The sequence below is a fragment of the Carboxydothermus ferrireducens DSM 11255 genome (genome assembly GCF_000427565.1).
Classification (GTDB): domain Bacteria; phylum Bacillota; class Z-2901; order Carboxydothermales; family Carboxydothermaceae; genus Carboxydothermus; species Carboxydothermus hydrogenoformans.
Map to the genome: position 1 here is coordinate 14630 of NZ_ATYG01000024.1, position 26786 is coordinate 41415.

Annotated in this window: 31 protein-coding genes; 1 reads left to right on the plus strand and 30 read right to left on the minus strand. The window is 44.7% G+C overall.

From position 1 onward, the window contains the following. Window positions 1-23: 23 nt before the first annotated feature. From argH to cwlD, 12 genes are all read right to left on the minus strand, one after another. Window positions 24-1397: an argininosuccinate lyase gene (argH, locus tag CARFE_RS0109605; RefSeq protein WP_028052615.1), complete on the minus strand. Its 1374-nt coding sequence runs from the start codon at window positions 1395-1397 to the stop codon at window positions 24-26. A 15-nt stretch (window positions 1398-1412) separates the two neighbouring features. Then, on the minus strand, window positions 1413-2624 hold the full coding sequence (locus tag CARFE_RS0109610; protein ID WP_281170187.1) for an argininosuccinate synthase: 1212 nt from the start codon (window positions 2622-2624) through the stop codon (window positions 1413-1415). 37 nt (window positions 2625-2661) lie between these two features. After that, complete coding sequence (gene argF, locus CARFE_RS0109615) at window positions 2662-3639, minus strand: ornithine carbamoyltransferase (RefSeq protein ID WP_051250273.1); 978 nt, start codon at window positions 3637-3639, stop codon at window positions 2662-2664. Beyond that, the gene (locus CARFE_RS0109620) at window positions 3626-4822 is read right to left on the minus strand and encodes an acetylornithine transaminase (RefSeq protein ID WP_028052618.1); all 1197 of its coding nucleotides are present in this window, start codon (window positions 4820-4822) and stop codon (window positions 3626-3628) included. The genes argF and CARFE_RS0109620 overlap by 14 nt, the downstream gene beginning before the upstream one ends. A 15-nt stretch (window positions 4823-4837) precedes the next feature. Further along, complete coding sequence (argB, locus tag CARFE_RS0109625; protein ID WP_028052619.1) at window positions 4838-5722, minus strand: acetylglutamate kinase; 885 nt, start codon at window positions 5720-5722, stop codon at window positions 4838-4840. A 14-nt stretch (window positions 5723-5736) separates the two neighbouring features. After that, on the minus strand, window positions 5737-6936 hold the full coding sequence (gene argJ, locus CARFE_RS0109630) for a bifunctional glutamate N-acetyltransferase/amino-acid acetyltransferase ArgJ (RefSeq protein WP_028052620.1): 1200 nt from the start codon (window positions 6934-6936) through the stop codon (window positions 5737-5739). A gap of 12 nt (window positions 6937-6948) precedes the next feature. Beyond that, entirely contained in the window at window positions 6949-7962 is a 1014-nt protein-coding gene (argC, locus tag CARFE_RS0109635) for an N-acetyl-gamma-glutamyl-phosphate reductase (protein ID WP_028052621.1), read from the minus strand. 112 nt (window positions 7963-8074) lie between these two features. After that, a complete protein-coding gene (locus CARFE_RS0109640) occupies window positions 8075-9307 on the minus strand; it encodes an MFS transporter (protein WP_028052622.1) in 1233 nt (410 codons plus the stop codon). An 83-nt stretch (window positions 9308-9390) separates the two neighbouring features. Then, window positions 9391-10383, minus strand: a complete 993-nt coding sequence (amrS, locus tag CARFE_RS0109645; protein WP_028052623.1) for an AmmeMemoRadiSam system radical SAM enzyme — start codon at window positions 10381-10383, stop codon at window positions 9391-9393. Window positions 10384-10393: 10 nt separating this feature from the next. Continuing rightward, entirely contained in the window at window positions 10394-11794 is a 1401-nt protein-coding gene (gene amrA / locus CARFE_RS0109650; RefSeq protein WP_028052624.1) for an AmmeMemoRadiSam system protein A, read from the minus strand. Window positions 11795-12024: 230 nt separating this feature from the next. Next, window positions 12025-13947 (minus strand): OPT family oligopeptide transporter, encoded by a 1923-nt coding sequence (locus CARFE_RS0109655; RefSeq protein WP_028052625.1) that lies wholly within the window; start codon window positions 13945-13947, stop codon window positions 12025-12027. Window positions 13948-14152: 205 nt separating this feature from the next. Continuing rightward, window positions 14153-14872: an N-acetylmuramoyl-L-alanine amidase CwlD gene (gene cwlD, locus CARFE_RS0109660; protein WP_028052626.1), complete on the minus strand. Its 720-nt coding sequence runs from the start codon at window positions 14870-14872 to the stop codon at window positions 14153-14155. Between the two features lie 171 nt (window positions 14873-15043). Here cwlD and CARFE_RS0109665 point away from each other — a divergent pair, with 171 nt between their 5' ends. Then, window positions 15044-15562, plus strand: a complete 519-nt coding sequence (locus CARFE_RS0109665) for a ferritin-like domain-containing protein (RefSeq protein WP_011345154.1) — start codon at window positions 15044-15046, stop codon at window positions 15560-15562. 159 nt (window positions 15563-15721) lie between these two features. Here the strand turns inward: CARFE_RS0109665 and rpsI are convergent, their stop codons facing one another. The 18 genes from rpsI to rplO form a co-directional block, all read right to left on the minus strand. Further along, on the minus strand, window positions 15722-16114 hold the full coding sequence (rpsI, locus tag CARFE_RS0109670) for a 30S ribosomal protein S9 (protein WP_028052627.1): 393 nt from the start codon (window positions 16112-16114) through the stop codon (window positions 15722-15724). A 25-nt stretch (window positions 16115-16139) separates the two neighbouring features. After that, a complete protein-coding gene (gene rplM / locus CARFE_RS0109675) occupies window positions 16140-16556 on the minus strand; it encodes a 50S ribosomal protein L13 (protein ID WP_210432952.1) in 417 nt (138 codons plus the stop codon). Between the two features lie 118 nt (window positions 16557-16674). Then, window positions 16675-17679 carry a sodium:calcium antiporter gene (locus tag CARFE_RS0109680; RefSeq protein ID WP_028052628.1) on the minus strand — a complete coding sequence of 335 codons (1005 nt, stop codon included), beginning with the start codon at window positions 17677-17679 and terminating at the stop codon, window positions 16675-16677. A gap of 14 nt (window positions 17680-17693) precedes the next feature. Then, on the minus strand, window positions 17694-18434 hold the full coding sequence (truA, locus tag CARFE_RS0109685; RefSeq protein ID WP_034542010.1) for a tRNA pseudouridine(38-40) synthase TruA: 741 nt from the start codon (window positions 18432-18434) through the stop codon (window positions 17694-17696). After that, window positions 18412-19230, minus strand: coding sequence for a cobalt ECF transporter T component CbiQ (cbiQ, locus tag CARFE_RS0109690; RefSeq protein WP_028052630.1), 819 nt, complete (start codon window positions 19228-19230; stop codon window positions 18412-18414). The genes truA and cbiQ overlap by 23 nt, the downstream gene beginning before the upstream one ends. Then, on the minus strand, window positions 19223-20062 hold the full coding sequence (locus CARFE_RS0109695) for an ATP-binding cassette domain-containing protein (RefSeq protein ID WP_011345160.1): 840 nt from the start codon (window positions 20060-20062) through the stop codon (window positions 19223-19225). Before CARFE_RS0109695 ends, cbiQ begins: the two co-directional genes overlap by 8 nt. Continuing rightward, window positions 20047-20880 carry an energy-coupling factor transporter ATPase gene (locus tag CARFE_RS0109700; protein WP_028052631.1) on the minus strand — a complete coding sequence of 278 codons (834 nt, stop codon included), beginning with the start codon at window positions 20878-20880 and terminating at the stop codon, window positions 20047-20049. Before CARFE_RS0109700 ends, CARFE_RS0109695 begins: the two co-directional genes overlap by 16 nt. A gap of 2 nt (window positions 20881-20882) precedes the next feature. Continuing rightward, window positions 20883-21221, minus strand: coding sequence for a 50S ribosomal protein L17 (gene rplQ / locus CARFE_RS0109705; RefSeq protein ID WP_011345162.1), 339 nt, complete (start codon window positions 21219-21221; stop codon window positions 20883-20885). Window positions 21222-21234: 13 nt separating this feature from the next. Further along, entirely contained in the window at window positions 21235-22176 is a 942-nt protein-coding gene (locus CARFE_RS0109710; protein ID WP_028052632.1) for a DNA-directed RNA polymerase subunit alpha, read from the minus strand. A gap of 38 nt (window positions 22177-22214) precedes the next feature. Beyond that, entirely contained in the window at window positions 22215-22841 is a 627-nt protein-coding gene (gene rpsD, locus CARFE_RS0109715) for a 30S ribosomal protein S4 (protein WP_028052633.1), read from the minus strand. A 15-nt stretch (window positions 22842-22856) separates the two neighbouring features. Beyond that, the gene (gene rpsK / locus CARFE_RS0109720) at window positions 22857-23246 is read right to left on the minus strand and encodes a 30S ribosomal protein S11 (RefSeq protein ID WP_011345165.1); all 390 of its coding nucleotides are present in this window, start codon (window positions 23244-23246) and stop codon (window positions 22857-22859) included. Window positions 23247-23261: 15 nt separating this feature from the next. After that, window positions 23262-23633 (minus strand): 30S ribosomal protein S13, encoded by a 372-nt coding sequence (gene rpsM, locus CARFE_RS0109725; protein ID WP_011345166.1) that lies wholly within the window; start codon window positions 23631-23633, stop codon window positions 23262-23264. A gap of 19 nt (window positions 23634-23652) precedes the next feature. Beyond that, a complete protein-coding gene (gene rpmJ / locus CARFE_RS0109730; RefSeq protein WP_011345167.1) occupies window positions 23653-23766 on the minus strand; it encodes a 50S ribosomal protein L36 in 114 nt (37 codons plus the stop codon). 21 nt (window positions 23767-23787) lie between these two features. Then, window positions 23788-24006, minus strand: coding sequence for a translation initiation factor IF-1 (infA, locus tag CARFE_RS0109735; RefSeq protein WP_011345168.1), 219 nt, complete (start codon window positions 24004-24006; stop codon window positions 23788-23790). A gap of 16 nt (window positions 24007-24022) precedes the next feature. Then, a complete protein-coding gene (locus CARFE_RS0109740; protein WP_028052635.1) occupies window positions 24023-24295 on the minus strand; it encodes a KOW domain-containing RNA-binding protein in 273 nt (90 codons plus the stop codon). A 22-nt stretch (window positions 24296-24317) separates the two neighbouring features. Then, on the minus strand, window positions 24318-25064 hold the full coding sequence (map, locus tag CARFE_RS0109745) for a type I methionyl aminopeptidase (RefSeq protein WP_028052636.1): 747 nt from the start codon (window positions 25062-25064) through the stop codon (window positions 24318-24320). Between the two features lie 12 nt (window positions 25065-25076). Next, window positions 25077-26336: a preprotein translocase subunit SecY gene (gene secY / locus CARFE_RS0109750; RefSeq protein WP_028052637.1), complete on the minus strand. Its 1260-nt coding sequence runs from the start codon at window positions 26334-26336 to the stop codon at window positions 25077-25079. After that, window positions 26337-26777 (minus strand): 50S ribosomal protein L15, encoded by a 441-nt coding sequence (gene rplO, locus CARFE_RS0109755; protein WP_011345172.1) that lies wholly within the window; start codon window positions 26775-26777, stop codon window positions 26337-26339. It abuts the gene before it with no gap. Between the last annotated feature and the right edge of the window lie 9 nt (window positions 26778-26786).

The window sequence follows — 26786 nt, forward strand, 5'->3', positions numbered from 1 at the left end:
AAAATAACCACCCGTGCGGGTGGTTATTTTGCTAATGCTTCCCGGGCTTGTCTTAACTGTTCAATTACCGCCTGAGGGGCAGGCCCCCCGAGAAGCTTCCTTTTAGCTAAGACATTTTCAATTTTAAGCTTTTCGTAAATATCCTCTTCGATTAACGGCGACATCTCTTTAAGCTCATCCAAGGAAAGCTCCAACAGTTCCCTTCCAGTTTTTTCGGCTTTTAACACCAGTTCTCCAGTAATCCTGTGAGCTTCTCTAAAAGGCACTCCTTTTTCCACCAGGTATTCGGCCAGGTCGGTAGCATTAAGAAATCCTTTTAAGGCCGCCTTATACATAGCCCCCTGGTTAAATTTAATTGTTTTCAGCATTCCGGTAAAAACCCTTAAGCTTCCCTTTAAGGTATCGACGGTATCAAAAAGCGGCTCCTTATCTTCCTGCATATCCTTGTTATAAGCTAAGGGCAAACCTTTCATCATCGTTAATACCGCCATAAGATTGCCGTATACCCTGCCGGTTTTACCTCGGATAAGTTCGGCCGCATCGGGGTTTTTCTTCTGGGGCATCATGGAAGAGCCGGTAGCATACCGGTCATCAATTTCCACAAAGGAAAATTCTTTGCTATTCCAAAGAACAATTTCTTCAGAAAAGCGGCTTAAATGCATCATCGTAGTGGCCGCCGCAAAGAGAAATTCTAAGATATAGTCCCGGTCCGATACCGCATCAAGACTGTTTTCACAGACACCATTAAAATCTAAAAGTTCGGAAACAAACTCCCGGTCTAAAGGTAAGGTGGTACCGGCCAGTGCTCCGGCTCCCAGCGGCGACTTGTCAGCCCTTTTTAAACAATCGTAAAAACGGCTTCGGTCCCGGTCAAACATCCAGAAATATGCCAAAAGATGATGGGCCAGGGTCACCGGCTGCGCCCGCTGCAGGTGAGTATAACCGGGCATGATAGTGTTTAAATGCCCTTCGGCCAGATTAATTAAAGTTTCCTGGAGCTCTTTTATAAGAGCAATAATAGCCGTACCTTCTTTTTTTACATAAAGCCGGGTGTCTAAAGCCACCTGGTCGTTACGGCTACGACCGGTGTGGACTTTTTTCCCCACGTCCCCGATTTTCTTAATTAATAGCGTTTCAATATTAAGGTGAATGTCTTCGGCCTCAGGGGAAAAATCCACCTTCCCGGCTTTTATCTCCTCTAAAATTTCTGTAAGTGCCCCAATAATTTTCTCTTTTTCCTCATTGGTGATTATACCCTGCCGGGCCAGCATCGTCACATGGGCAATGCTCCCCCTGATATCTTCTTCGTAAAGCCGCCAGTCAAAGTGGATTGAGGCATGAAAATCCCGCATTTCCCGGTCGGTATCCTTTTCAAAGCGTCCACCCCAGAGCTTCATTTTCCTCTCCTTTACCTACTTCTGGTATGGTTTCTGGGTCATAGCCCTTACTTTAAGTGGAAGGCCAAATAAATTAATAAATCCTTCGGCATCCTTCTGGTTATAGAGGTGATCTTCACCAAAGGTAGCTAAATCTTTAACATAAAGGGAGTAAGGAGAAGTTATACCGGCCGGGTAAATATTTCCTTTGTAAAGCTTAACTCTGACCTTTCCGGTAACCGTTTCCTGGGTTTTATCCACAAAAGCTTCCAGAGCTTCCCTTAGAGGCGTAAACCATAAGCCATCGTAAATAAGTTCGGCATACTTTAAGGCTACCATCTGCTTAAAGTGCATGGTCTGCCGGTCTAAAGTTAAGCTCTCTAACTCCCGGTGAGCAAAGGTTAAAATGGTCCCTCCGGGAGTTTCGTATACTCCCCGGGATTTCATACCCACCAAACGGTTTTCCACCATGTCGGCAATACCTATTCCGTGCTTTCCGCCAAGCTCATTAAGCTTAAAAATTAATTCCACCGGCGAAAGTTTTTCCCCGTTTACCGCTACCGGTTCTCCTTTAACAAACTCTATTTCTACATACTCCGGCTGGTCCGGTGCTTTTTCCGGAGGGTTGGTAAGTAAGAGCACATCTTCCGGCGGTTCAACGGCCGGGTCTTCTAAAATACCCCCTTCGTGGGAAAGATGCCAGAGGTTTCTATCCATGCTGTAAGGCTGCTTCTTGGTAACCGGTACCGGAATCCCTCTCTTTTCGGCATAATCAATGGCATCTTCCCGGGATTTTATCTCCCATTCCCGCCAGGGAGCGATGATTTTTAAATCCGGATTTAACGCTTTAACGGTAAGTTCAAAACGTACCTGGTCGTTACCCTTACCGGTTGCCCCGTGAGCTACCGCCACCGCCCCTTCCTTTTCAGCTATCTCCACCAACTTTTTAGCAATAAGCGGACGGGCAGCCGAAGTTCCCAGAAGGTATTTATTTTCGTACACCGCTCCTGCTTTCAGCATGGGAAAAACAAAATCCCGGACAAACTCTTCCTTAACATCTTCAATATATATTTTGGCAGCGCCGCTCTTAATTGCCTTTTCCCTTAAAGGCTCTAATTCTTCCCCCTGGCCCACATCGGCCACCATGGCAATGACTTCGTAACCGTAATTTTCTTTAAGCCAGGGAATGATAATCGAGGTATCCAGGCCACCGGAATAAGCCAAAACTACTTTTTCCGCCATATTTATGCCTCCCGTTGCATTTTTATACGCATTAAATCCTAAATTATCCTAAGAGTAAAGTCAAGATAGCCTTTTGGGCGTGCAGCCGGTTTTCCGCCTCAGCAAAGACCACCGAATGTTCACCATCGATCACTTCGGGGGTCACTTCTTCACCCCGGTGGGCAGGCAAGCAGTGGAGGAAGATAAAGTCCTGCTTGGCATGGCTTACCAGTTCACCGTTAACCTGATAGGGTTGAAAGACTTTAACCCGCTCAGCACTTTCCGCCTCCTGCCCCATCGAAGCCCAAACATCGGTTACCACCACATCGGCACCGGTAACCGCTTCCACCGGATCGTGGGTTAATAATAATTTTGTTCCCCACCTGCTGGTTTCCTTTTGGGCAATTAAACTTACTTTTTGATCCGGTTCATAGCCCGGTGGGGTTGCCACGGCCACTTCCATACCTACCTTGGCTGCACCAATCATTAACGAATGGCAGACGTTGTTGCCATCCCCTACCCAGGCCACCTTTAAACCTCTTAACTGCCCCTTATGTTCTTTAATTGTCAGTAAATCCGCCATGATTTGACAGGGATGTTCGTAATCGGTAAGACCGTTAATAACCGGCACATCGGCATAATGGGCCAGTTCTTCTACTTCGCTATGACTGTAGGTTCGAATCATAATACCATCCACCATCCGGGATAAGACCCGGGCAGTATCGGCAATCGGTTCACCACGGCTTAATTGCGAATCGGTAGCGGTTATAAAAAGAGGATATCCTCCTAACTGCACCATACCCACTTCAAAGGAAACCCTGGTCCGGGTGGAATTTTTGCTAAAAATCATGGCCAAGGTTTTCCCTTTTAAAATCGGAGTCGAAATTCCCTTTTTTTGCCGTATTTTTAACTCCGAAGCTAAATCCAATACTTCCTCTATCTCCTCCCCGGTCAAATCGTTCATTGAAAGAAAATCCCGTCCCCGGTAGGATGCTATCATCTTTTCTAATTTCTCGGCAAAGGCAAAATCATAAAGCTCCATCTGTGCCCGCCTCCTTTACGGCCAGCAAAATTTTTTCCGAAGCTTCCCGGATTTCTTCCCGGGTAATTATTAGCGGAGGTACAATCCTTAAAATCCACTCCCCAATGTTATTTATTAACACTCCTTTGGCTAAAAGTATATCAGAAACCCGGCCTGCTCCCGGGAAATTCAGCTCAATTCCCAGCATAAGTCCGTATCCCCGCACTTCTTTGATACCCGGTGCATCCACTAAGAGGCTATAAAATAACTTACCTTTATCCAAAACCTCCTCTAAAAATCCCGGCGCTAAAACTTCTTCAAGAACGGCCAAAGCTGCGGTACAGGCCAGGGGATTTCCCCCGAAGGTCGAAGCATGGTCCCCCGGCTCAAAAGCCTTGGCCACTTCTTCTTTGGCCAACACCGCCCCAATGGGTACCCCTCCGGCAAGGCCTTTGGCCAGGGTAATGATATCCGGCACCACCCCGAAGTGTTCAAAAGCAAATAATTTGCCCGTCCGGCCAACCCCCGTCTGTACTTCATCAAAGATAAGCAAGATATTTTTTTCCCGGCAAAGTTCTGCTACTTTTTGCAAATACGCGGGGTCAGCCGGATTTACTCCCGACTCCCCCTGCACCGGCTCTAAAATAACCGCTGCAGTTTTGGAAGTTAGAGCTTTTTCCAGGGCATTCAAATCATTATAGGGCACGTAAACAAAACCGGGCACCAAAGGTCGAAAAGGTTTCTGGTATTTTTCCTGACCGGTAGCCGAAAGGGCCCCCATGGTTCTTCCATGGAAAGAGTTAACGGCAGAAATAATTTCGTATTTTTCTTCCCCTTTTTGCCACCAGTATTTGCGGGCAAGCTTTATGGCCCCTTCCACCGCTTCCGCCCCGGAATTGGCAAAAAATACCCGGTCAAAGGGAGAATTTTCCACAAGCTTTTGGGCCAGTTCCACCTGGGGCCGGGTGTAAAATAAGTTACTGGTATGGTGTAAAGTTTTAACCGCCGTTTCGACCGCTGCCGTTAACTTGGGATGAGCATAACCCAGGGTATTTACCGCAATGCCCGCAACCAAATCCAAGTATTTATTCCCCGCATCATCGTAAACATAGGAACCCTTACCGGAAACCAAATAAACCGGTTTTCGCCGGTAAGTTTGCATTAAGTATTTACTTTCCTTTTCAATGAGCTCCTTGTACTCCATCGCTACCTCCCATTTTCAGGGAGTGAGCATTGTGCCCACCCCAGCATCGGTGAAAATTTCTAATAGCAATGAATGGGCAATACGGCCATCGATAATGTGCACCGAACCAACGCCCCGCTTTATAGCGTTTATGGCACTTTCGGCTTTGGGAATCATCCCGCCGCGGATTACTCCCCGGTTAATTAGCTCTTTCACTTCAGCAATACTGGCCTTGGAAAGAAGAGAATTTTCGTCCTTTTCATTAAGCAAAATTCCGGGAGTATCGGTTAAAACAATCAGTTTGTCGGCTTTTAAAGCTACGGCCACCTCAGCCGCCACTTCATCGGCATTTATGTTATAAAATTCCCCGTTGCCATTGGAACCCACCGGTGCTACTACCGGAATGTACCCCTTATCAATTAAAGTTAAGAGAATTTCCGGATTTACCTCCGAAATTTCCCCTACATAACCGAGATCAAGGTACTCTTCCCCCGTGGGCTCCGGATTTTTCGCAAGTTTTTTATGGGCTTTAAGGAGTCCTGCATCCTTTCCCGAAAGGCCCACCGCTTTGCCTCCGGCTTTTTCAATAAGTCCAACAATCTCTTTATTGACCTTTCCCACCAGCACCATTTCCACTACTTCTAAGGTAGCTTCGTCGGTAACCCTCAACCCATTTATGAAGTTTGACTTTATGTTTAGCTTATTTAACATGCGGCTGATTTCCGGGCCACCGCCGTGTACTACCACCGGGTTAATCCCCACAAATTTCATCAATACTAAATCATTAATAACCGCTTCTTTTAACTGGTCACTGACCATGGCATGACCGCCGTATTTAATGACTATTGTCTTGCCGTAAAACTTTTTAATATAGGGAAGAGCTTCTATTAAAACTTTAGTTTTTTCCAAGTATTTTTCCATCTTTTTCCCACCTTCTAAGTCCGGTAACTGGCATTGATTTTCACGTAATCGTAGGTTAAATCACAACCCCAGGCTACCGCATTTGCATCGCCTTCGTTTAAATCAATGGTTACTATTACTTCCTCGCGAGCCAATTCTTCTTTAGCCTCTTCCTCCGAAAAAGGAAGGGGCACTCCCTTTTGCAATACTTTTACCTTACCCAGGTAAATATCGATTTTCTCCACCGTTATTTCTTCTCCGGCATACCCAACCGCAGTAATTATCCGCCCCCAGTTAGCATCTTCCCCAAAAACCGCTGCTTTAAAGAGGTTAGAAGAGGTAACTGTTCGCGCAATTTTCCGGGCTTTCTGAAGGCTTTCAGCGTTAACCACCCGTACCTCGATAAGCCGGGTCGCTCCTTCCCCGTCCCGGGCAATAGCTTTTGCCAAATAAATTGCCACGTATTCCAGAGCATTCTTAAATTTTAAGTAAGCTTCTTCCTCTTTACTTTCTACCCAGACTCCAGAAAGTCCATTGGCTAAAACCGCCACCATATCGTTGGTACTGGAATCGCCATCCACCGAAATCATATTAAAGCTTTCGTCTACCACTTCCCGCAATGTTTCCTGTAAAAGCTCTTTTTCCATACCAATATCGGTGGTAATAAACGCCAGCATTGTCGCCATGTTAGGGTGAATCATTCCTGAACCTTTAGCTATACCACCGACCTTCACCGTCTTCCCGTAAACTTCAAATTCTACCGCAATTTCTTTGGGAACCGTATCGGTGGTCATAATCGCTTCCGCCGCAGCTCCGCTTCCCTCTTTAGATAAAGCCTGGCAGGCCATCCTTATTCCATTAAGCACCTTATTAACAGGAAGCGGCACGCCGATTACCCCGGTAGAAGCTACCAGTACCTGCGAAATAGGTATTCCCAGGCATTTTCCTGTTTCATCAAGCATCTGGCGGGCGGCCAGCATTCCCTCTTCGCCAGTACAGGCGTTGGCATTGCCGCTATTGACTACAATGGCTGAAATAAGCTGGTCTTTGATATTTTCCATAGATAAAAGTATTGGTGCTGCCTTCACTTTATTGGTCGTGAAAACCGCAGCCCCTACCGCCGGTTTTTCGGAAAAAATCACCGCTACATCTTTTTTGCTCTTTTTTATCCCCGCATGAACCCCGGCCGCCAAAAAACCTTCGGGTGCGGTAACTCCACCTTGAATTTTCTTCATTTTAACTCCCTCCTAAAAGTAAATTCCCGTATTTTTAAGTCCGCAGGTTTCGTCAAGTCCGGCCATCAAATTCATATTTTGCACCGCCTGCCCCGCAGCCCCCTTGCCCAGGTTGTCAATGGCAACGGTCACGATAACCATTCCTCCCGGCTCCTTATTAACGGCAATTAAGGCATTATTGGTTCCGTAAACCGCCCGGGTTTCCGGTAACTGGCCGTCCGGAAGGATTTTTATAAAAGGTTTGTCCTGGTATTTTGCCAGGTAAATCTTTCTTAACTCTTCCAAAGAAAAATCCGTAGTAAGATTCAGATAAATAGTCCCTAAAATCCCCCGTTTCATAGGAACCAGATGGGGGGTAAAAATAACTCTTAAGCCTCTGGCAAACATATTTAAGAAATTTTCCATTTCCGGCAGATGCCGGTGTTTACCCCCAACTCCGTAAGGGCGAAAGTTTTCCGCTACTTCCCCGAAAAGCATCTCCCTTTTAGCCGATCTTCCTGCACCCGTAACCCCCGACTTCATATCGCTGATGATCACACCTTGAAGCAAATCCTTTTCGGCTAAAGGAAGAACCGCCAGCAAAAACGCCGTCGGATAGCAGCCTGGATTGGCTATAAGCCTGGCAGTTTTTATTTTTTCGCAAAAATATTCCGAAAGACCATATACTGCTATTTCCAAAAGCTCGGGAGCCGGATGCGGCCCGTACCATTTATCGTAAACTTCCAGAGGAAGGCGAAAATCCGCCGACAAATCGATAACCCGGACCCCTCGTCGGATTAATTCTTGAGCATAACGGCCACTCTCTCCGTGAGGTAAAGCTAAAAAAGCAAAATCAGGATTAAAGCCTGAAAGTTCTTCTAAAGGCTTCACCTTGCCGGCGAAACCAAGGCCGAGAAAATGCTTCTCCACTTCCACCTCTTCTCCCCGGCTAAAGAGGAAGAGCCCGGTAACTTCCGGATGCATAGATAATAACCTGATCAGTTCAGCACCGGTATAACCGGTAGCACCAACCACTGCAACTTTCAAAGCTGCCCCTCCTTTTCCGATATATTTATAATATTACATACTTTTGTATATTTATGCAATATTTTTGCTAAAAAAAATTCCGGAAAGTTTCTTTCCGGAATAATCCTTTCCCTTAACTCGCTTTCCCAAGGTACGAATATTTCTTAAACTCAAAATAATACCAAAGCGTACCCAAACAATACAATATTGCTACCACCCAAAAAATTAACGGATAACCGCCAAGCCGGTAAAAAATCGTACTAATAGGTCCCCCAATGGCCCAGCCCAAAGAAAAAGTAGCTTGATTTAAACTTAAAATAAGTCCCTTCCGGGACGGATCCACTATCAACACGTTTAATGCTTGAAACAAGGGAGTCCCCGCATTCATTAAAGCGTGGCGCGTTAGTAACACAAGTACCGCCCAAGATAGGTAGGGCACATATCCCAAATAAACGGCAAACGGTAAGGATATTAGGTTAAAGAAAACAAACGCCCGCACCAAACCAAACCTGCGGGAAGCTTTAGTTCCCATTACCATAGCTAAAGATGTTAACCCCTGGGCTCCGGCTAAAATGAGACCAATAAAAGTATTGGAAACTCCAAAACGGTTTGCAAAATACAGGTTTAAATAGGGCATAAAGAGACCCGAGCCGGTACCAATTAAAAGCGAAAAAATAAAAATTGTTCTAAACACTGAAAATTCTTCAGTATCCGCAGATATTCCTTTAATTGTTGCCCAAAAATCATCTTTTATCTCTAACTTGCGACCCTTTTCCAGATGGGTTAAAAATAAATTTCCCGCCAAAAAAATTAAAGCCCCTGAAATTAGCGAGGCCCGGTAGCTGGCTTTAAGGGATAGCATTCCGGATAAAAGGTCGGATAACATTCCGCCTGCAAAATTGCCGAGCATTGAGGCGATCATAATTGAAGAATAGTGAAGCCCTATTAATTTTACTTCTTCTCCCGGTAGGGAAACTTCTGATAAATAAGGCACACCATTTACCACTAATACCGAAAATCCCAACCCAAAAAGAAAAGCCGCCAAAATAATTAATCCGGGTTTTTCAAAGATTCCTTGGAAAATAAGCATTATTCCAGCAACAAAACTTCCCCAGAAAATAAAGCGGCGCCGTCCATACCGGTCGCCGATATAACCCGCCGGAATCATAAATAACGCCTGGGCCAAAGAACTTGCTGCCACCACCTGACCAGCAACATCCATCCCCAGGCCCAGTTGCTTTAAGTATAAATTAAATAACACCTGGTAAACACCATAACCAAAATTCACAAATAGCTGGGATATTAAAAATTTTTTTGCACTTTTTCCTGCAGTAATAAAGGATTTAATCAAAGACTGTTCCTTCATAGTCTACTCCAACGTTGTAAAGTTTTTCATATAATCAAAGTTTATTATTAATTAATACAACTTTATCCATAAAAAATCCTTCCCTAAAGAATAATTTTAACTTTATTTTTACATTGCCGGCAGGTATCTCCTGAAAGTCCAGGAGTATCCACCCCAAAATAATCCCGCCGAATTAATAATGCCCCACAATGAGGACAAAAAGTATCATTGGAAGCATCGGGCAAATTGCCAAGGTAAACGTAGTTTAGATATTTCCCTGCTATCTCCCGGGCCCGGATTAAACTTTCCACCGGGGTAGGCGGTAAGTTAAACTTATAACGCGGAAAGTACCGGGAAAAGTGCAAAGGAATATCCCGGTCCAAATTTGCTAAAAACTTTGCCAATTCCTCAATCTGTTCGGGCGCATCATTAAGCCCTGGAACGAGCAACGTGGTAATTTCCACATGGGCTCCAAAAGCTTTGGATGTTTCAATAGCCTCTAAAACCGGAGTAACGCTCCCCTGACAAATATCACGGTAATACTCCTCGGTTATCCCTTTTAAGTCGATATTAAGGGCATCAATAAAAGGTAAAATTTTTTTTAAAGGTTCTTTATTGATAAAACCGTTAGTTACCAAAACGGTTTTAAAACCAAGCTCTTTAATTAAAGGAGCTGAAGCCTCTATGTATTCATACCAGACTACGGGCTCCGAATAAGTATAAGCGACCCCAATCATTTCTTGAGATTTATATCTTTGAGCAAGTTTTACCAAATCTTCCGGTAGAAGTTTTTCACCGGTTTCGGCAATTTGGGATATTTCATAGTTTTGACAAAAACCGCAACGAAAATTACAGCCAAAAGTTCCTACGGAAAGGATACTACTTCCTGGATAAAAATGGTATAGGGGCTTTTTTTCAATGGGATCGATGTTTAAAGCGGTTATTTGGCCGTAATTTAAGGTAAATAAACGCCCGTTTACGTTCTTTCTCACCCGACAGCGCCCGCTTTTACCGTCTGCTATGCGGCAACGGTGCGGACAAAGACGGCATTGAACTAAAGAATCCCATATTACCTCGTAAAAAACAGCTTCTTTCATAAGGCCACCTCTAAAAATACCGCTCTACCAAAAACCTTTCAATTTTCACCGGCTCGTCCGGCGCTATCCCTGCTTTTCTTTTGGCAATTGCAAGCTGTTTTTCTACCGTATCCACGCCTTCTAAATTGGGAAGTAATAGCCCGCGACGAAATCCTTTAGAAACTATCACTCCGTATTTTTTGGGATCTAATTCCGATAAATCCCTAACTTCTTCGGGAGGATAAAGAATATCCACCGAGTAGGTGAGTTCATCCAATTCGTGTTCTTCCACCGGCTCAAATCGCGGATCATTTAGTCCGGCTTCCAAACTGTTTCTGATAATCTCTTCTGCCAGGTTTTCGGTGGCAGGCGCTATCGTACCGATACATCCCCGCAGTTCTCCGTCTTTTTTAATGGAAACAAAGACCCCCGCTTTCCGCTTAAAAATCTCCGGTAGTGGATCCGGCGGAGTTATGGTTTTACCGGTACGTACGTAAGTTTCTAAAGCCTCCCGGGCAAGCCGCACATAGGGAGACTCCTTTTCCCGGCGCTTTTTTATTTCCTCCTGTTTTTTGGCAATTAATTTGGGATAAAAGTAGCGCTCTTTATCTTCCCCCCGGGCTTCGACTTCCGCCACCATATAACCGACCCCAAAAGGCCCTTCGTAGCTAAGCACCCTGCTTCTTACCTGATATCCTTCAAAAGCACCAAATAACATAATAAAGGAACGAAGACCGCACTCTCCTGCTTGCTCGGCAAAGCTTTTATCAATAGTTAAAAGTTCCCAAGGGTCACCACGGGTAAAAATATCTACCATCAGCCGGTCAAAGTAACGCCCTGAAGGATCGTAACCAGCTGGGGCATCCAAAGTTAAACGGTGAGATAAATCCCCCGATGCTATGATAACAATTTTGCGCTTAAGTTCTGCAGCTACTTCTCTAATTATTGTGCCCAAACGGTAAATCTCGGAAAAAGGTATAAGCCCCTGGCTTATCACGACAAGTTTATACTTTTGCTCCGGATCTAAATAATAAAGCGGTACCATTGTTCCGTGGTCGAGAGAAGCGGGAACCCGCACTGCTCGAGCCAGGCTCTCATCAATCCCGGCAACCGCCAGCCCTTCTTGCTTAGCTGCTGTAAGTAAAGCTTGAACCAATTCGAGATCATTTTGGTAGGAAAAGGTGATATGGGGTGCACCAAAACTTCCGAAATTTCCGTTCAGCTTCTCATTAATATTAACCGCGACCACATCGCTGAAAAGCGGAGCATGGGGAGAAATTACTATTAATGTTTCCGGATTTATATTTTTTACTTTTTCGCTTAGTTCCTTTAAAGCGCTTATAGTTTTTTCACAAGTCTTTTCTTCTCCCCGCCCAATTTCCGGGATAATTATCGGCGGGTGCGGAGCTACAATTCCATAAAGATTATGCATAATTAATCCTCCCACTCTAATTCCTTGAGGCAATAATCCTTTGGTTCCTGGCAATATCCCTCACACAGTTCGCAACTGCCGTATTCGGCACAATCAAAGCAAACACAGGACAAACAAAGGTTCGGCATATCACCACTCCATAAAAGTTTTCTTAAATTTTATTATATGTAATTTTAGCCAAAAATAAAATAAAGAAGGCTGTCTATTGCGACAGCCTCCCTGAACTTTCCTTATGCTTCTTTTTTATTGCCTGCAACGTAGCGATATAAAATTAACCCCAAGACCACAAACATGACCAGGCCCCACCAGGGGTTACCTGCTATTGGTAGCTTAGAAAAGATGGCAACTTTTTCCGAAAGGCCTTTATAGGCTAAAAAGGCAATGACTATTCCCATCAGCGCATCGCCGGCTATTAAACCGGAAGAAAATAAGATGCCTTTTTCCACTTTTTCTTTTAAAGTTTCTCCGGAGAAAGCCCGATCAATAAACCAGCGGATAACCCCACCTGCCAGAACACCGGTGCTAAGGTGTAACGGCAAGTAGAGACCAATAGCTACCGGTAAAATAGGGAGCTTTAATACCGCTAAAATGATCCCAATCACTACTCCCGACAAAACCAGTGCCCAGGGAAGGGTTCCGGTCATGACCCCTTTTACCACCATCGACATGAGGGTTGCCTGAGGTGCGGGTATTTTATCGGTCCCAAGGCCGTAAGCCTGGTTCAACATTAAGATTACCCAGCCAACAACGATAGTGCTGGCAATACCACCAATTAAGACGCCAATCTGGACGTATTTGGGAGTAGCGCCAATAATGTATCCTGTTTTTAAGTTCTGAGCCAAGCTTCCGGCAATAGAAATAGCTACGCAAATTGTTGCGCCGGTGGTAATCGCCGCAATCATACCCTTTGTTCCCACTATACCAATTGCCTTTAATAAGAGGGTGCTGGCCAGAAGGGCTGCTATGGTCATGCCGGAAACAGGCAAGTTAGATACCCCAACCAAACCGGCAATCCGCGCCGAAACTGCTGCAAAGAAAAAGCCAAAGAGCACAATGGAAAGGGCACCCATCCAGGTAACTTTCATCTGGGGAACTATAAGAGCTGTGATGAAGACCCCTAAAACCCCGAAGAAAATAGCCACTACGCTAATATCTTGGTTGGTCCGCTTTTGCTCACCACTTTGGCCTTTTGCCAATCCTCCCATAGCAGCTTTAAAAGAGTTAATAATCATGGGAAGGGACCGGCCAAGGCTGATAAAACCTCCCGCAGCCACCGCCCCGGCACCGATATAGCGGATATACTTGGACCAAATGGCCCAGGCATCCATTTGGGCAATGGGTACGGTACTCGGGAAAATGGGGTTAGGTACACCGGCTCCAAAGTAAGAAATAAGCGGAATTAAAACAAACCAGGCCAGTAATCCCCCCGCAAACATGTAAAGACCAATTTCTAAACCTACAATAAAGCCAACACCCATTAGAGAGGCTAAAATATCGAAGCCAAAAACTCCGTTTTTAAATCCCGGAATATTCCATTCGATTTCTTCTTTAAAAAGGCCAAAAGCTCCGGATAATAGTTTATAAATACCGCCAATTAAACCTCCCCATAAAATCCCGGAAGCCGATTGGCCACCAACCTGCCCCGCTACCAGCACTTCTGCGGTGGCCATACCTTCGGGATAAGGAAGGATACCGTGCTCGTCCACAGTTAGATTCTTTCTTAAAGGTACCACAAATAAAACCCCGAGAATCGTACCAAGGGTTGCCACCACTGCAATCTTGGCCAAAGTAAACTGGTCTTTAAACCCCCAAATAATTAATGCCGGTAAAGTAAACATTACGCCGCTGGCAATACTTTCCCCGGCGGAACCAATTGCCTGAATAATGTTAGTTTCTAAAATATTTTGCTTCCTTAAAAGTCCCCGGATAATTGCCGTTCCAATAACCGCCCCGGGGATTGAGGCTGAAACAGTCATACCAACCTTAAGTCCCAAATAAGTATTGGTAGCACCAAATAATAAGGCCAGTAAAATACCCATGATAAGTGAGACAACGGTCATTTCCGGAAGCCTTGTAGTAGGTGGAACATAAGGCTCATACTGGTCTCCCGGAATACCACCGTACGCAGTGTGGGATAAACCTTTCTTTTCCACAACTCTTACCTCCGTTTTTCAATGTTTTTTGTTAGTTTAAACCAAGCATTAATTTTTTACTCCTGCCGTGGCTCGCCATCCTGCAATTTTTGTATGTACACAGTATAAATTATACACTTTCGATATCATCCGTCAATCTTTTCTTAAAGTATAAAATAGGACAGTCCCTTAAACCACCGTTAAAGTTTAAAGATAGGGACTGTCCCTATTTAAAATACTTTAAAACAGCTAAATAAATGGCAAAGCTTACTTTTTCCCGGTAATCGGGGTCTAACAAAAGCCGTTCCTCTTCAGGATTTGATAAAAACCCTACCTCGGCAATTGCCGAAGCCATCTGGGAGTTACGGTTTATAAAATAATCGCCGGATTTAGCCACCCGGTTGGTATTTGCCAAAATTGTTTTAAAGCTGTCCTGAATAAGCTCCGCCAACCTTTTTCCTCCACTATCTCCTTCCTGATAAAAAGTCTGAGCACCGCGGTACTTGCGCTCCGGAAAACTATTAACGTGAATGCTTATTAATACCTCCGCATGTTTTTCTTCGGCAAACTGGATGCGCCGGGCTAAGTCTTGTTTTTTCCGGATCGAATACCCCCGAATCCCCGGATCAGCCAAATCATAGTCACCAGAACGGGTAAGATAAACCTGGGCACCTGCCATTTGTAATTTAGCCGCCACCCGGCGAGCTATATCAAGGGTAATATCCTTCTCCACCGCCCCCTGTTGCCCTTTACACCCAGGGTCCTGACCTCCATGCCCTGGATCTATGACAATAATCCTATTGGCAACCGCCACCGCTAAGACCCGTACTTCCTTATTTAACAAAATATTTCTAAAAACTGAACTTAATACCGTTAAAATTATAATTCCCACCATTACCGCCAGAACTTTTTGCCGAGTTATGCGATATACTTTAAAAATAATCATCTTCTATGCACCTCCGGCTTGTAAATTATATGCCAAGCCGAAAGGCATTATTAATGTAAATTTCAATAAAGTCCGCCTATCCCGGTGCAATTAGCTTATAAAACCGTCTTTCCTTTATCCAAAAACCCTTTTTAACCATAAAATATAATAGCAGGAAAAAGGAGGGATAAAATGAATCACAAAAATAACGACTTTCAGCTAAACTCCCCTTATCCTCCGGTGAAGGTTAAAAATCCCAATACCATGTATGCTGAAATTTTAATGGACGATTATGCAGGTACCGCCGGAGAACTTACCGCCATTACCCAGTACCTGTATCATCACTTTGAAAGCGAAAAAACAAATCCGCAAATTGCTAAACTTTTTGAAGGGGTAGCCTTAGTTGAAATGCACCACCTTGAAATACTCGCAAAGCTGATTATCGCCTTTGGCGGAAATCCTACCTATCGGGGTAGTTTTGGTAATAATTTCGCTTACTGGAGCGGACACTACGTTAATTATTCCCAAAATATACGAGAACAATTGATAGCCGATATTCACGCAGAAAAAACCGCAATCGTCAATTATCAGAAGCATGCAGAAATTATTGATGATCCTTACGCCCGGCCAGTTCTCTATAGAATTATTGAAGATGAGGAATTGCATTTAAAATTATTTAAGGATGCCTTAAAAAGCTTAAGGGAAGGTTAACCCTTCCCTTTTACTTTATCGAAAAACTCCATTACCTATTTTTATTGATTTTATGAATATTTTAACTATATACCCTTAAGTAACCTGTTTGGCAAATTTTAAAATTGCAATCAAGAAAAAACATAAAAAAACCAGGCAGATTTGCCTGGTTTTTCCCCATTATCTCTTGGTCCACTGAGGTCTTCTCCGGGACTTCCGTAAACCGTATTTTTTCCGCTCGACCATCCGGGGATCCCGGGTAAGAAAGCCTGCTTTTTTCAGCGTCGGTCTTAACGAAGGATCAGCCTGAACCAAGGCCCGCGCAATACCAAGTCTCACGGCACCTGCCTGACCGGAAATGCCGCCACCATGAACTTTTGCCTTAACATCAAACTTCCCAACAGTATTGGTGAGTTCCAAGGGTTGTTTAACAATAATCTGCAGGGTTTTTCTCGGGAAGTATTCTTCCAAGGATTTGCCATTTATGGTAATGTTCCCTTCGCCGGGAACCACAAAAACCCGGGCGACCGCTTCTTTTCTCCGGCCCGTACCGTAGAAATTAACTACTGCCATCTAAAACGCCTCCCTTCGCCCGTATCTAAAATTGCCAGATTTCCGGCTTTTGAGCTTGATGCGGATGTGATTCCCCGGCATATACCTTAAGCTTCTTAAAAAGCTTTCTTCCCAGCCGGTTGTGAGGAAGCATCCCTTTTACAGCTTTTTCAAAAGCCAGGACCGGATTAGTTTTCATTAAGATTCCGTAGGGAATAGCTTTTAAACCGCCTGGATAGCGGCTGTGACGGTAAAACATTTTCTTTTCTAACTTTTTCCCGGTTAAAACAGCCTTTTCGGCATTAATAATAATAACAAAATCACCAGTATCTACATGAGGAGTAAATTCCGGTTTGTGCTTACCTCTTAAAAGCTTAGCAGCCTCACTGGCTACCCGTCCGAGGGGTTTTCCAGCAGCATCTATAACATACCATTTCCTTTCCACTTCATTGGGCTTAGCCATGTATGTGGTTCTCACCTTGTTCCCTCCTTTTGCCGTAACTATCGCGGTATTGCCAATGGGGGCTCGTCACTGGCAAATACCTATACCATTATAATTTTATGGGAATACCCCTGGCCTGTCAAGCAATTCTTCGATTAAAAATGTAAATTAAGTAAAAAATATAAATACAGCCGTTAAATATTAAAGTCCAGGCACTTAATCTCCGCCGGAAATTAACCAGAAAAAGCGCCGCGACCGCCGCAAAAAAAGCCAATATACCGCTTAAAACTACATCCGTCGATAAACGCCACGAAGTAAAGATTATCCCAATTGAGGTTATAACCGAGCTTTGAAAAACCATCGCCCCGGTAATGTTTCCTAACGCCAGAGTATCTTTCCCGCTTCTCATCCACACTACACTGTTGAACTTTTCGGGAAGTTCCGTAGCTATGGGTGTAATAACTAAAGATAAAGCCATTGGCGATATTCCTATTAAGTGAGCCAATTGGGTCAAATTAGCTACAAAGTACTTAGCCCCCACCACAATCATCAAGAGGCTTATTATCAGCTGCAAAAGTATCGCCCGAATCCTGGGAATTGTCCTCTGGGGAGTAAAGATTAACGGATCCACTTCCCCGATCTCACCGCTATCTTCATTAACCGTTTTATAGACATAAATTAAATAGCCAAAAACTAATATTAAAGCAATAGATCTTTGCATAAAACTATGGGGTACAAAAGCCGCCAAATACGAAAGGGTATAAAATAAAAGAAAACTTTTGATATCCCTTAGAAAAAGCCCACGTTCCAAAACAACCTCGCTCCCGAAAGTCCGCCGGCGACTGAAAAGTAAAGCAGCGGTGCCGGTTACCATAAAACCAATGGTAATAAGCATAAACGGTGCACCTAAAATCGCTCCAATACCAATTTCAGTGCTGTGGTCCGTTTGACTGCCAAAAAAAATAGCAATAACCGGAACCATTGTTTCCGGCAACGCTGTCCCTACCGCCGCAAAAATGCTTCCCACCGCTCCCTGGTTAAAACCAAAACGGCGGCCAAACCATTCCACCGCATTGGTAAAAGTCAATGCTCCCCCTAAAATAAGCAAAAGATTAAAAATTAACAGGCCCCCCAGATACGTCAAGGCTTTCCCCTCTTTCAATAAAAAACTTTCACAAGAAAAAGACCGTGGGCTGGGGCAGTTTTACCGGCAAGCTTTTTATTTCCGGTGGTTAAAATTTCTCTAACCCTTTCCGGATGGCCATTTAAGCCAATTTCAACCAGCGTACCGGTTAAAATTCTGGCCATCTTATACAGGAAAGAATCGGCCACAAACGTAAAATACCCTAAAAAACCGTCCTCCCGGTAACTTGCCTCAAACATGGTTTTAATCGGGTTTTTACCGCTACTTCCCGCTGCTCCAAAGCCGGAGAAGTCATGGGTACCGATTAAATATTCCAGGGCTTCAGCTACCTTTTCCCGGTCAAGTTTTTGGGGCAAAGCCCAGGCATACCGTTCATAAAAGGGTGAAGGAGGACCGTAATACAAATAATACCTGTACTCCTTTTTTCGGGCTGAATATCGTGCATGAAAATCGTCCGGTACTATTTCAGCTTCTAAAACTCGAATTGCGGTTGGAAGGGTATTATTTAAAATTTCCGGAATTTTATCTACCGGCGCTTTCCAGGGCGCCGAAAAATTTACCACCTGCCCCAGAGCATGAACTCCAGCGTCGGTTCGCCCAGCCCCAATTACTTTTACCGGTTCTTTTAAAATTTTATGAAGCTTTTCCTCTAAAATGCCTTGAATCGTCTGCGGGGTATTTTTTTGCTTTTGAAATCCTGCAAAATTAGTGCCGTCGTAGGCAATGGTTAGCTTAAAATTTGGCAGGAAAACCACCCCAGAGCTTTAAAATTACAAATAGCACGGTAAGTAAAAGATTTAAAAACAGAAAAAGATAGTCTTTGGCCGCAAATTTTAACGGCTTTAATTTCCCGCGGGGGGCGCCTATGCGGTAACCTCTGGCCTCCATCGCTACCGCTAACTCATCGGCCCGTTTAAAAGCATTAATAAATAGGGGAATAATTAGGGGAAGCATCATTTTGGCTTTGTTAGAAAACCCCCGGGTGTTAAAATCAGCTCCCCGGGACTCCTGGGCTTTAATTAGCCGCTCCGCCTCCGCCGTTAGCGTCGGTATAAACCTGAGCGCTATGGTTAACATTAATGCAATTTCTCCATACGGCAAACCAAATCGGCCAAAAGGTTTTAAAAGGCTTTCCAATCCATTAGTTAACTCCGTCGGTGAGGTGGTAGCGGTCAGAAGATATGCCGATAGCAGCATTACCACCAAGCGTAAAAATACTATACCGCTGTTCACCAATCCTTCCCGGGTTATCTTCAAAGGACCTAAGGTAATTAACTTTTCGCCCGGCGTAAAAAAAAGCTGAAGAATTAACGCCAAAACCAAGATAAAAACTACAGGCTTTAGCGCCTGCCAAAACATTTTCGGTTTAATACCTGCTAAAAAGGTAACCAATATTACCCCGAAGAGCAAAAACCCGAGAAACAGTAAGTTGTCTAAAAAAAACACCAGGAAAACCGCCACAAGCAAACTAAAGAATTTGGTGCGCGGGTCTAAACGATGGATGAAGCTATTCCCGGGAATGTATTGACCAATGGTATTGACATTAAGCATCGCCCCGCACCACCCTTATTATTTCCCCCACAGTTTCCTCCAAAGAAGCGGTCATCTTTACTTTATGACCCCGGCTTTGCAAAAGTTTTATGACCTGGGCATACACCGGTAAGCTTAACCCGGGTATATTTTTTTCCATAAGCTTATGAAATACCTCGTTTTTTTCTCCAAAAGCCGCTATCCTGCCCCGGTCTAAAACTAAAATCTGGTCGCAAAGATAGGCCACTTCTTCCATGTTGTGCGAAACAATAATTACCGTAACCCCCTGCTTTTTTAGAGACAATAAAAGCCGGTAAATGGTTTCTTTCCCCACCGGATCCAGGGCAGCCGCCGGTTCATCTAAGATCAGGTATTTGGGGGATATACCCAAAACCGAAGCTATCGCCAGTCTTCGTTTTTCGCCACCGCTTAATTCAAAAGGCGACCTTTTTAAATAGGTTTCATCCAAACCTACTTGTCTTAATAGTTCCGCCGCTTGCCCTTCGGTTAATTCCCTTCCAAAATTTTTTGGGCCAAAAGTGAGTTCATCAAATACCGTTTCAGCAAAAAGCTGATGTTCCGGGTACTGAAAAATAAGCTGCACTTTCTGGCGTATTGTTTTTAAGTTTGCTTTTTTGGAAGTTACAAGACCGTCTACCACCACGTTACCCCGGGTTGGGGTTAAAAGACCGTTTAAAAGCATGAGAAGCGTTGATTTTCCGGAACCCGTTGGCCCGATAATCCCAGTTATAATTCCTTCGTTAAAGTTTAAGTTAATGGTATTTAAGGCAATAACCTCCATTGGCGTTCCGGGATTATAAACAAAAGTTACATCCTTTAACGTAATCGGCATATTTCCTCCACCAGCATTTCCGGGGTTGTCACCGTATCGGGTACGAAAATTTTCTCCGCCCAAAGCCGCTCCAGAAGTTTATAAAGTGGGGGTATATCAAGCCCTAATCGCCGAACTAAAGGTTTTTGTCTAAAGAAGTTATTGGGTGTTCCGTCAAAAGCAACCCTTCCCCGGTCAAAGGCTATTAGGCGTTTTGCCCTTAAAGCTTCTTCCATGTAATGGGTTATAAAAATAATCGTAAGTTTTTCCTCTTCGTTGAGCTTTAATAATAAATTTAAAACTTCCTGCCTACCCGCCGGATCAAGCATGGAGGTGGGTTCATCTAAAAGCAAAATCCGCGGCTTTAAAGCTAAGGCTCCAGCAATAGCCAGCCTTTGCTTTTGTCCTCCCGATAAAGCATATGAAGCCCTCTGTCGAAGTTCCCAGAGCCCCGTTAACTTAAGTGCTTCCTCCACCCGCTTTTTTATTTCCCCGGTCGGCAAATTCAGGTTTTCCGGCCCAAAGGCCACGTCCTCTTCTACCACCGCCGCTACAATCTGGTTGTCGGGATTTTGAAAAACAAGACCAATCTGGGTTCCTAAGAGTCCTTCCTCTTTTAGCTTTTTGGGATTTCTACCTAAAACTTCTACATAACCCTCATTAGGCTCCAAAAGCCCGGCTAACAATTTTATAAAGGTAGTTTTTCCGGAGCCATTTGGTCCAACTAAGGCTACCAGTTCCCCTTGCAAAAAGGAGAGGGATACGTTTTGTAACGCATACCTCTCCTTTTCTGCAGCATAATGATAGCTCAAGTTATTGGTTACAATGACCGTTTCCATAATTAAAGGAGCTCCACCAAAACCATCATTGCACCATCGCCCCGCCGGGGTCCAATTTTCACTATCCGTGTATAGCCCCCGGGACGATCGGCATACTTTGGACCAATTTCTTTAAAAAGTTTTCTTACGACATTTTCTTCGTATAAATAAGCTAAAGCCTGACGGCGATTATGCAGGGTGTCGTTTTTAGCTAAAGTGATAAGCTTTTCCGCTACCGCTTTAGCAGATTTCCCCCGGGCCTCGGTGGTTATTATCTTCCCCTCTTTTAAGAGGGAAGTCACCAAGTTTCTTAGCATCGCTTCCCGGTGGTCTTTCCTTCTGCCAAGCTTATAATGGTACATCTGCTTCCCTCCCTTATTCTTCCTCTTTCCGCAAGGAAAGGCCCATGGAGTTGAGTTTGGAAATAACCTCTTCAAGCGACTTTTTCCCTAAATTGCGAACTTTCATCATATCCGCTTCGGTCTTCTGAATTAGTTCGCCTACCGTATTGATTCCTGCCCGTTTCAAGCAGTTATACGAGCGTACCGATAAATCCAGGTCTTCAATGGGCATTTCCGCTAATTTTTCCTTGGCGTCCTCTTCTTTTTCAACCATAATTTCCACACCGGTAGCCCGTTCATTTAAGTTAACAAAAAGCTGCAGGTGCTCAACCATGATGCGAGCGGCAAGGCTTACCGCCTCATCGGGTCGAATGCTTCCATCGGTCCAAACTTCCAGGGTGAGCTTATCATAATCGGTAATCTGACCAACCCGCGTATTTTCTACCTGGAAGTTCACTTTGAGCACTGGAGAAAAGATGGAGTCTACCGGTATTACGCCAATAACATGCTCGCCCTTTTTATTCCGCTCCGCCGGTACATAACCCCGACCCCGGGCTACAGTCATTTCCATAAAAAGACGACCGCCCTCTGCTATATGGGCTATTACAAGGTCGGGGTTTAAAATTTCTACCTCCGGTGGGGCAATTATATCTTTGGCGGTAATGACACCCTCACCTTCAGCTTCGATTCTCAAAACCTGTTCCTCATCCCCGTGAAGCTTCAGCGTAAGATTTTTAATGTTTAAGATAATTTCCGTTACATCTTCCACTACCCCGGGAACCGTTGAAAATTCATGGAGTACCCCTTCAATCTTTATGGAAGTAACAGCAGCTCCCGGGAGGGAAGATAAAAGTATCCGCCGCATTGAGTTGCCGAGGGTAATCCCGTACCCCCGTTCCAAAGGTTCAACCACAAAACGGCCGTAACGGTCGTTTAACTCCTCGGTTTCAATTTTCGGTTTTTCAATTTCAAGCACAAAGGGACCCTCCTTTAAAGGGAATACCCGTCAAGCTCTTATCTGGAGTAGAGCTCAACAATGAGATGCTCCTCGACGGGGATATCGATATCTTCCCGTTTTGGCAGTGCTTCAACCTTACCGACAGCATTGTTGGCATCGTAGGAAAGCCAAGCCGGTAAAGTTTTGCTGGCGGCCCGTTCCATAATTTCCTTGGCTATCGGAGAGTCCTTCTTTTCTTCTTTTAAAGCAATTACGTCGCCAACTTTGACCAGGTAGGATGGTATGTTAACTTTCCGTCCATTTACCGTAAAGAAATTATGCCGTACCAACTGCCGGGCCTGAGCGCGGGACGCAGCCAGTCCGAGCCGATAAACCACGTTATCGAGCCGTCTTTCCAAAATTACCAACAAGTTTTCACCGGTAATCCCCGGCTGTCTTTCGGCCATTTCAAAATAACGCCGGAACTGCGCTTCCAATACTCCGTAAATTCGCTTTGCTTTCTGCTTTTCCCGCAGTTGCAGGGCATACTCGGTGGGCTTTTTCCTTGTATGTCCGTGCTGACCGGGAGCATAATTTCTCCTGGCAATGGCACACTTATCGGTATAGCAGCGATCTCCTTTCAGGAAAAGCTTTATTCCTTCCCTGCGGCAAAGCTTGCAAACAGGACCCGTATATCTCGCCATTTCGTTATCTACCTCCTATACTCTCCTACGTTTCGGTGGACGACACCCGTTATGAGGAATCGGGGTTACGTCCTTAATAAGGCTAACTTCCAGGCCAGCAGCTTGCAACGAGCGGATTGCCGCTTCCCGACCTGCGCCTGGTCCTTTCACATAAACCTCAACAGTCTTTACGCCAAATTCCATCGCTTCTTTAGCAGCTTTTTCCGCAGCTAACTGTGCGGCAAAGGGAGTGCCTTTCCTGGTTCCTTCAAAGCCAACGGTTCCCGCACTTGCCCAGGAAAGGGTGTTCCCCTGGGGATCGGTTATGGTAACAATTGTATTGTTAAATGTAGACTTGATATGGGCTACTCCTTGCTCAACATGCTTTTTTTCCTTTTTTCTGGCTTTTGTCCGGCGAGCCATCATATCCCTCCTTTAAGCTTACTTCTTCCGTTTTACCCCAACGGTTCTTCTGGGCCCTTTCCGGGTACGAGCGTTGGTTCGGGTTCTCTGTCCTCTAACCGGTAAGCCTTTCCGGTGACGAATACCCCGGTAGCAGCCAATTTCAATAAGCCGTTTAATATTCAACGCAACTTCCCGTCTTAATTCTCCTTCGACCTTGTAGTTCTTTTCAATCTCATCCCGAAGCTTTGCCACTTCTTCTTCGGTCAAATCTTTAACCCGAGTATCGGGGTTAATACCGGTCTTCTTTAAGATAACATTAGCTGTTGGTCGACCAATACCGTAAATATAAGTTAAGGCAATTTCGACCCTTTTATCTCTCGGAAGATCCACACCAGCAATCCGAGCCATTACCGCACCTCCTAAGAAATTATCCCTGCTTCTGCTTATGCTTGGGATTTTCACAAATAACCCTTACTCGCCCTTTCCGGCGGATAATCTTACATTTTTCGCAGATCGGTTTAACGCTGGGTCTGACTTTCATGTTTAAACCCCCTTTATTTCCCTACTTGTGCCGGTAGATAATCCTACCCCGGGTCAAATCATAGGGTGATAATTCAACGGTTACCCGGTCACCTGGCAAGATTCGAATAAAATTCATGCGTATTTTCCCGGAAACATGGGCTAACACTTTATGCCCATTATCCAGCTCGACCCGAAACATTGCGTTTGGAAGGGGCTCCACTACCGTGCCTTCCACTTCAATGACATCATCTTTCGACATTAAGCAATCAACCTCCTCACCCATCCAGTTCTTCGCCCTTTTCGTCAAACGATTTAAGAAATTTCCGGATCTCCGGATTGCTCAGTTTACCCTCGTCTGGAAAACGGTAGTTTAAAAATTTCAAATGACGGACGTTTTTCTTTTTGGGATTTTCAATACGACGGTGCTGACCATCAACCACTTCAACATAACGGTCATTAATAACCCGATAGATAATGTAGAAGTTTCCGCAATCACGGCCGGCTGTGGACAGCACTACTTGGCCGGGACGGATTTTGTCTAAATGCATGACCTTCACCACCCATTCCTTTTTACGGCAAGGTTAGAATCATGGGCCCATTTTCGGTAATAGCAATGGTGTGTTCAAAATGGGCTGACCATTTACCGTCCCGGGTTACCACCGTCCATTTGTCCGGAAGGGTGAAGACCTCATAGGTTCCAATGTTAACCATCGGTTCGATTGCTAATGTCATTCCCGGGACCAACCGAGCACCACGACCCGGCTTACCGTAGTTGGGCACGTTCGGCTCCTCATGCAGCGCTTTGCCAATTCCATGTCCCGCATATTGTCTCACCACGGAAAACCCGTGGCGAACCACGTAGCTTTCGACCGCATGGGAAATGTCCGAAACCCTATTGCCAACCACGGCTGCCTCAATCCCGGCGTAAAGCGATGCTTCGGTCACTTCAATGAGCTTTTTAGCCTCGGGAGAAACTTCCCCCACTGGCCAGGTTTTTGCAGCATCGCCATAATATCCGTCCACAACAGCTCCAATATCAATACTAATAATATCTCCATTCCGCAATTTTCTTAAACCAGGGATTCCGTGAACCACTTCTTCATTAATTGAAGCACAGATAGTTGCCGGAAAACCATATAAGCCTTTAAAAGCTGGCTTTCCGCCTAATTTTTTAATTGTTTCTTCTGCAATTTTATCAAGTTCTAAGGTAGTTATCCCCGGTTCAATCACTTTTTCCAAGGCCTGAAGAGTCAGGGCGACAATTCGCCCCGCCTCCCGCATAAGCCTTAATTCTTTTTCTGTTTTAACGGTAATCAATTTTCTCACCAGCTACTTAATAAAACCTTGATAATGTCTCATTAAAAGGTAAGATTCTAACTGTTTCATAGTATCCAGCGCCACACCAACAACAATCAAGAGAGCAGTACCACCAAAGGTTACATTGGGAATCCGGGCTATTGCCATCACGATATTGGGCAGTATGGCAATAAAGGCCAAGAATACTGCACCAGCAAAGGTTACCCGGCTCATGACCTTATCGATATATTCTGCCGTTGGTCTTCCAGGACGAATTCCAGGGATAAAGCCCCCGTATTTCTTAAGGTTTTCGGCAATATCCAAGGGGTTCATGATAATCGCAGTGTAAAAATAGGTAAAGCCAATAATTAGTAAAGCGTATAAAATGGTGTTAATTACAGTTCCCCAGCCAAAATATTTTAAAACCCACTGGGCAAAACCGTTTTGGGGAAACCATCCCGCAATAGTAATCGGAAACATCAAAAGTGAAGAAGCAAAAATTATCGGAATAACCCCTGCCTGATTAACCTTGATGGGCAGGTGGGTGCTTTGCCCGCCGTAAACCCGGCGGCCGACAACCCTTTTTGCATACTGCACCGGAATTCTCCGCTGGGCTTCGTTAACCACCACAACGGCGTAAATTGCGGCTACAGCAATTACGGCTAAGATTAAAACGTTTAAAATGTTTGCCGTACCGGCAGAAACGTAATCAATAATCGTTTTAATGGAACCAGGGATCCTGGAAACAATCCCGGCAAAAATTATTAGCGATATCCCGTTACCGATGCCCTTTTCGGTAATCTGTTCCCCAAGCCACATTAAAAACGCTGTTCCCGCGGTAAGAGCAAGGGCAACGTATAAATATGTTAAGATTCCGGGGTTGTTTAAGGCCGATCTTAAACCAATTGCCATGAAGAAGCCTTGAATAAAGGCTAAGATGACGGTTCCATACCGAACGTACTCGGTAATTTTCCGCCGACCTTCTTCCCCTTCTTTAGCCAGCTTTTCCAGGTATGGTATTACCACCGTTAAAAGTTGCATAATAATCGAAGCGTTAATATACGGGGTAATACTCATGGCAAAAATGGTAAATTTCTTAAAGGCACCACCGGAAATAACATCGAAAAACCCCAAAATTGTACCCGATTGGATTAATTCTTCCATGCGGGCCAGGTTAATTCCCGGTACCGGTATATGAGCTCCGATACGAAAGACCAAAAGCATCAATAAGGTAAAGAGCAATCTACTCTTTAATTCTTTAGCCTTCATGGCATTGCGGAGGGCATCAAGCATTTACAGCACCTCCGCTTGCCCGCCGGCAGCGGTAATTTTTTCTTTTGCCGATTCACTAAAGGCATGTGCTTTAACGGTAAGCGCTTTCTTTAGTTCGCCGCCGCCTAAAATCTTTACACCGTCCCCTATTTTCTTTATTATACCAGTTTCCAGCAGGAGTTCTGGAGTTACCACTGTCCCATCTTCAAATTTATTTAAGCGGTCCACGTTAATGGCAATGATTTCTTTGGCAAATTTATTGTGAAAGCCGCGTTTGGGTAATCTCCGGTAAAGGGGCATCTGGCCACCCTCAAAGCCTGGTCTGACGCCGCCGCCCGAACGTGCCTTTTGTCCTTTTTGTCCACGTCCAGCAGTTTTTCCAAGGCCAGAACCTATTCCCTGACCTTTCCGGGTGGGTTTTTGCCGCGAACCAGGCACAGGCCTTAAATCATGTAACCGCATTTTCCCACC

Excerpts from the sequence above, each read along its gene's own strand:
- argH (WP_028052615.1), bottom strand. The coding sequence starts at position 1,397 with ATGAAGCTCTGGGGTGGACGCTTTGAAAAGGATACCGACCGGGAAATG.
- argF (WP_051250273.1), bottom strand. The coding sequence starts at position 3,639 with ATGGAGCTTTATGATTTTGCCTTTGCCGAGAAATTAGAAAAGATGATA.
- CARFE_RS0109620 (WP_028052618.1), bottom strand. The coding sequence starts at position 4,822 with ATGGAGTACAAGGAGCTCATTGAAAAGGAAAGTAAATACTTAATGCAA.
- argB (WP_028052619.1), bottom strand. The coding sequence starts at position 5,722 with ATGGAAAAATACTTGGAAAAAACTAAAGTTTTAATAGAAGCTCTTCCC.
- argJ (WP_028052620.1), bottom strand. The coding sequence starts at position 6,936 with ATGAAGAAAATTCAAGGTGGAGTTACCGCACCCGAAGGTTTTTTGGCG.
- CARFE_RS0109640 (WP_028052622.1), bottom strand. The coding sequence starts at position 9,307 with ATGAAGGAACAGTCTTTGATTAAATCCTTTATTACTGCAGGAAAAAGT.
- amrS (WP_028052623.1), bottom strand. The coding sequence starts at position 10,383 with ATGAAAGAAGCTGTTTTTTACGAGGTAATATGGGATTCTTTAGTTCAA.
- amrA (WP_028052624.1), bottom strand. The coding sequence starts at position 11,794 with ATGCATAATCTTTATGGAATTGTAGCTCCGCACCCGCCGATAATTATC.
- cwlD (WP_028052626.1), bottom strand. The coding sequence starts at position 14,872 with ATGATTATTTTTAAAGTATATCGCATAACTCGGCAAAAAGTTCTGGCG.
- CARFE_RS0109665 (WP_011345154.1), top strand. The coding sequence starts at position 15,044 with ATGAATCACAAAAATAACGACTTTCAGCTAAACTCCCCTTATCCTCCG.
- rpsI (WP_028052627.1), bottom strand. The coding sequence starts at position 16,114 with ATGGCAGTAGTTAATTTCTACGGTACGGGCCGGAGAAAAGAAGCGGTC.
- rplM (WP_210432952.1), bottom strand. The coding sequence starts at position 16,556 with ATGGCTAAGCCCAATGAAGTGGAAAGGAAATGGTATGTTATAGATGCT.
- cbiQ (WP_028052630.1), bottom strand. The coding sequence starts at position 19,230 with ATGCTTAATGTCAATACCATTGGTCAATACATTCCCGGGAATAGCTTC.
- CARFE_RS0109695 (WP_011345160.1), bottom strand. The coding sequence starts at position 20,062 with ATGCCGATTACGTTAAAGGATGTAACTTTTGTTTATAATCCCGGAACG.
- CARFE_RS0109700 (WP_028052631.1), bottom strand. The coding sequence starts at position 20,880 with ATGGAAACGGTCATTGTAACCAATAACTTGAGCTATCATTATGCTGCA.
- rplQ (WP_011345162.1), bottom strand. The coding sequence starts at position 21,221 with ATGTACCATTATAAGCTTGGCAGAAGGAAAGACCACCGGGAAGCGATG.
- rpsD (WP_028052633.1), bottom strand. The coding sequence starts at position 22,841 with ATGGCGAGATATACGGGTCCTGTTTGCAAGCTTTGCCGCAGGGAAGGA.
- rpsK (WP_011345165.1), bottom strand. The coding sequence starts at position 23,246 with ATGATGGCTCGCCGGACAAAAGCCAGAAAAAAGGAAAAAAAGCATGTT.
- rpsM (WP_011345166.1), bottom strand. The coding sequence starts at position 23,633 with ATGGCTCGGATTGCTGGTGTGGATCTTCCGAGAGATAAAAGGGTCGAA.
- rpmJ (WP_011345167.1), bottom strand. The coding sequence starts at position 23,766 with ATGAAAGTCAGACCCAGCGTTAAACCGATCTGCGAAAAATGTAAGATT.
- infA (WP_011345168.1), bottom strand. The coding sequence starts at position 24,006 with ATGTCGAAAGATGATGTCATTGAAGTGGAAGGCACGGTAGTGGAGCCC.
- CARFE_RS0109740 (WP_028052635.1), bottom strand. The coding sequence starts at position 24,295 with ATGCATTTAGACAAAATCCGTCCCGGCCAAGTAGTGCTGTCCACAGCC.
- secY (WP_028052637.1), bottom strand. The coding sequence starts at position 26,336 with ATGCTTGATGCCCTCCGCAATGCCATGAAGGCTAAAGAATTAAAGAGT.
- rplO (WP_011345172.1), bottom strand. The coding sequence starts at position 26,777 with ATGCGGTTACATGATTTAAGGCCTGTGCCTGGTTCGCGGCAAAAACCC.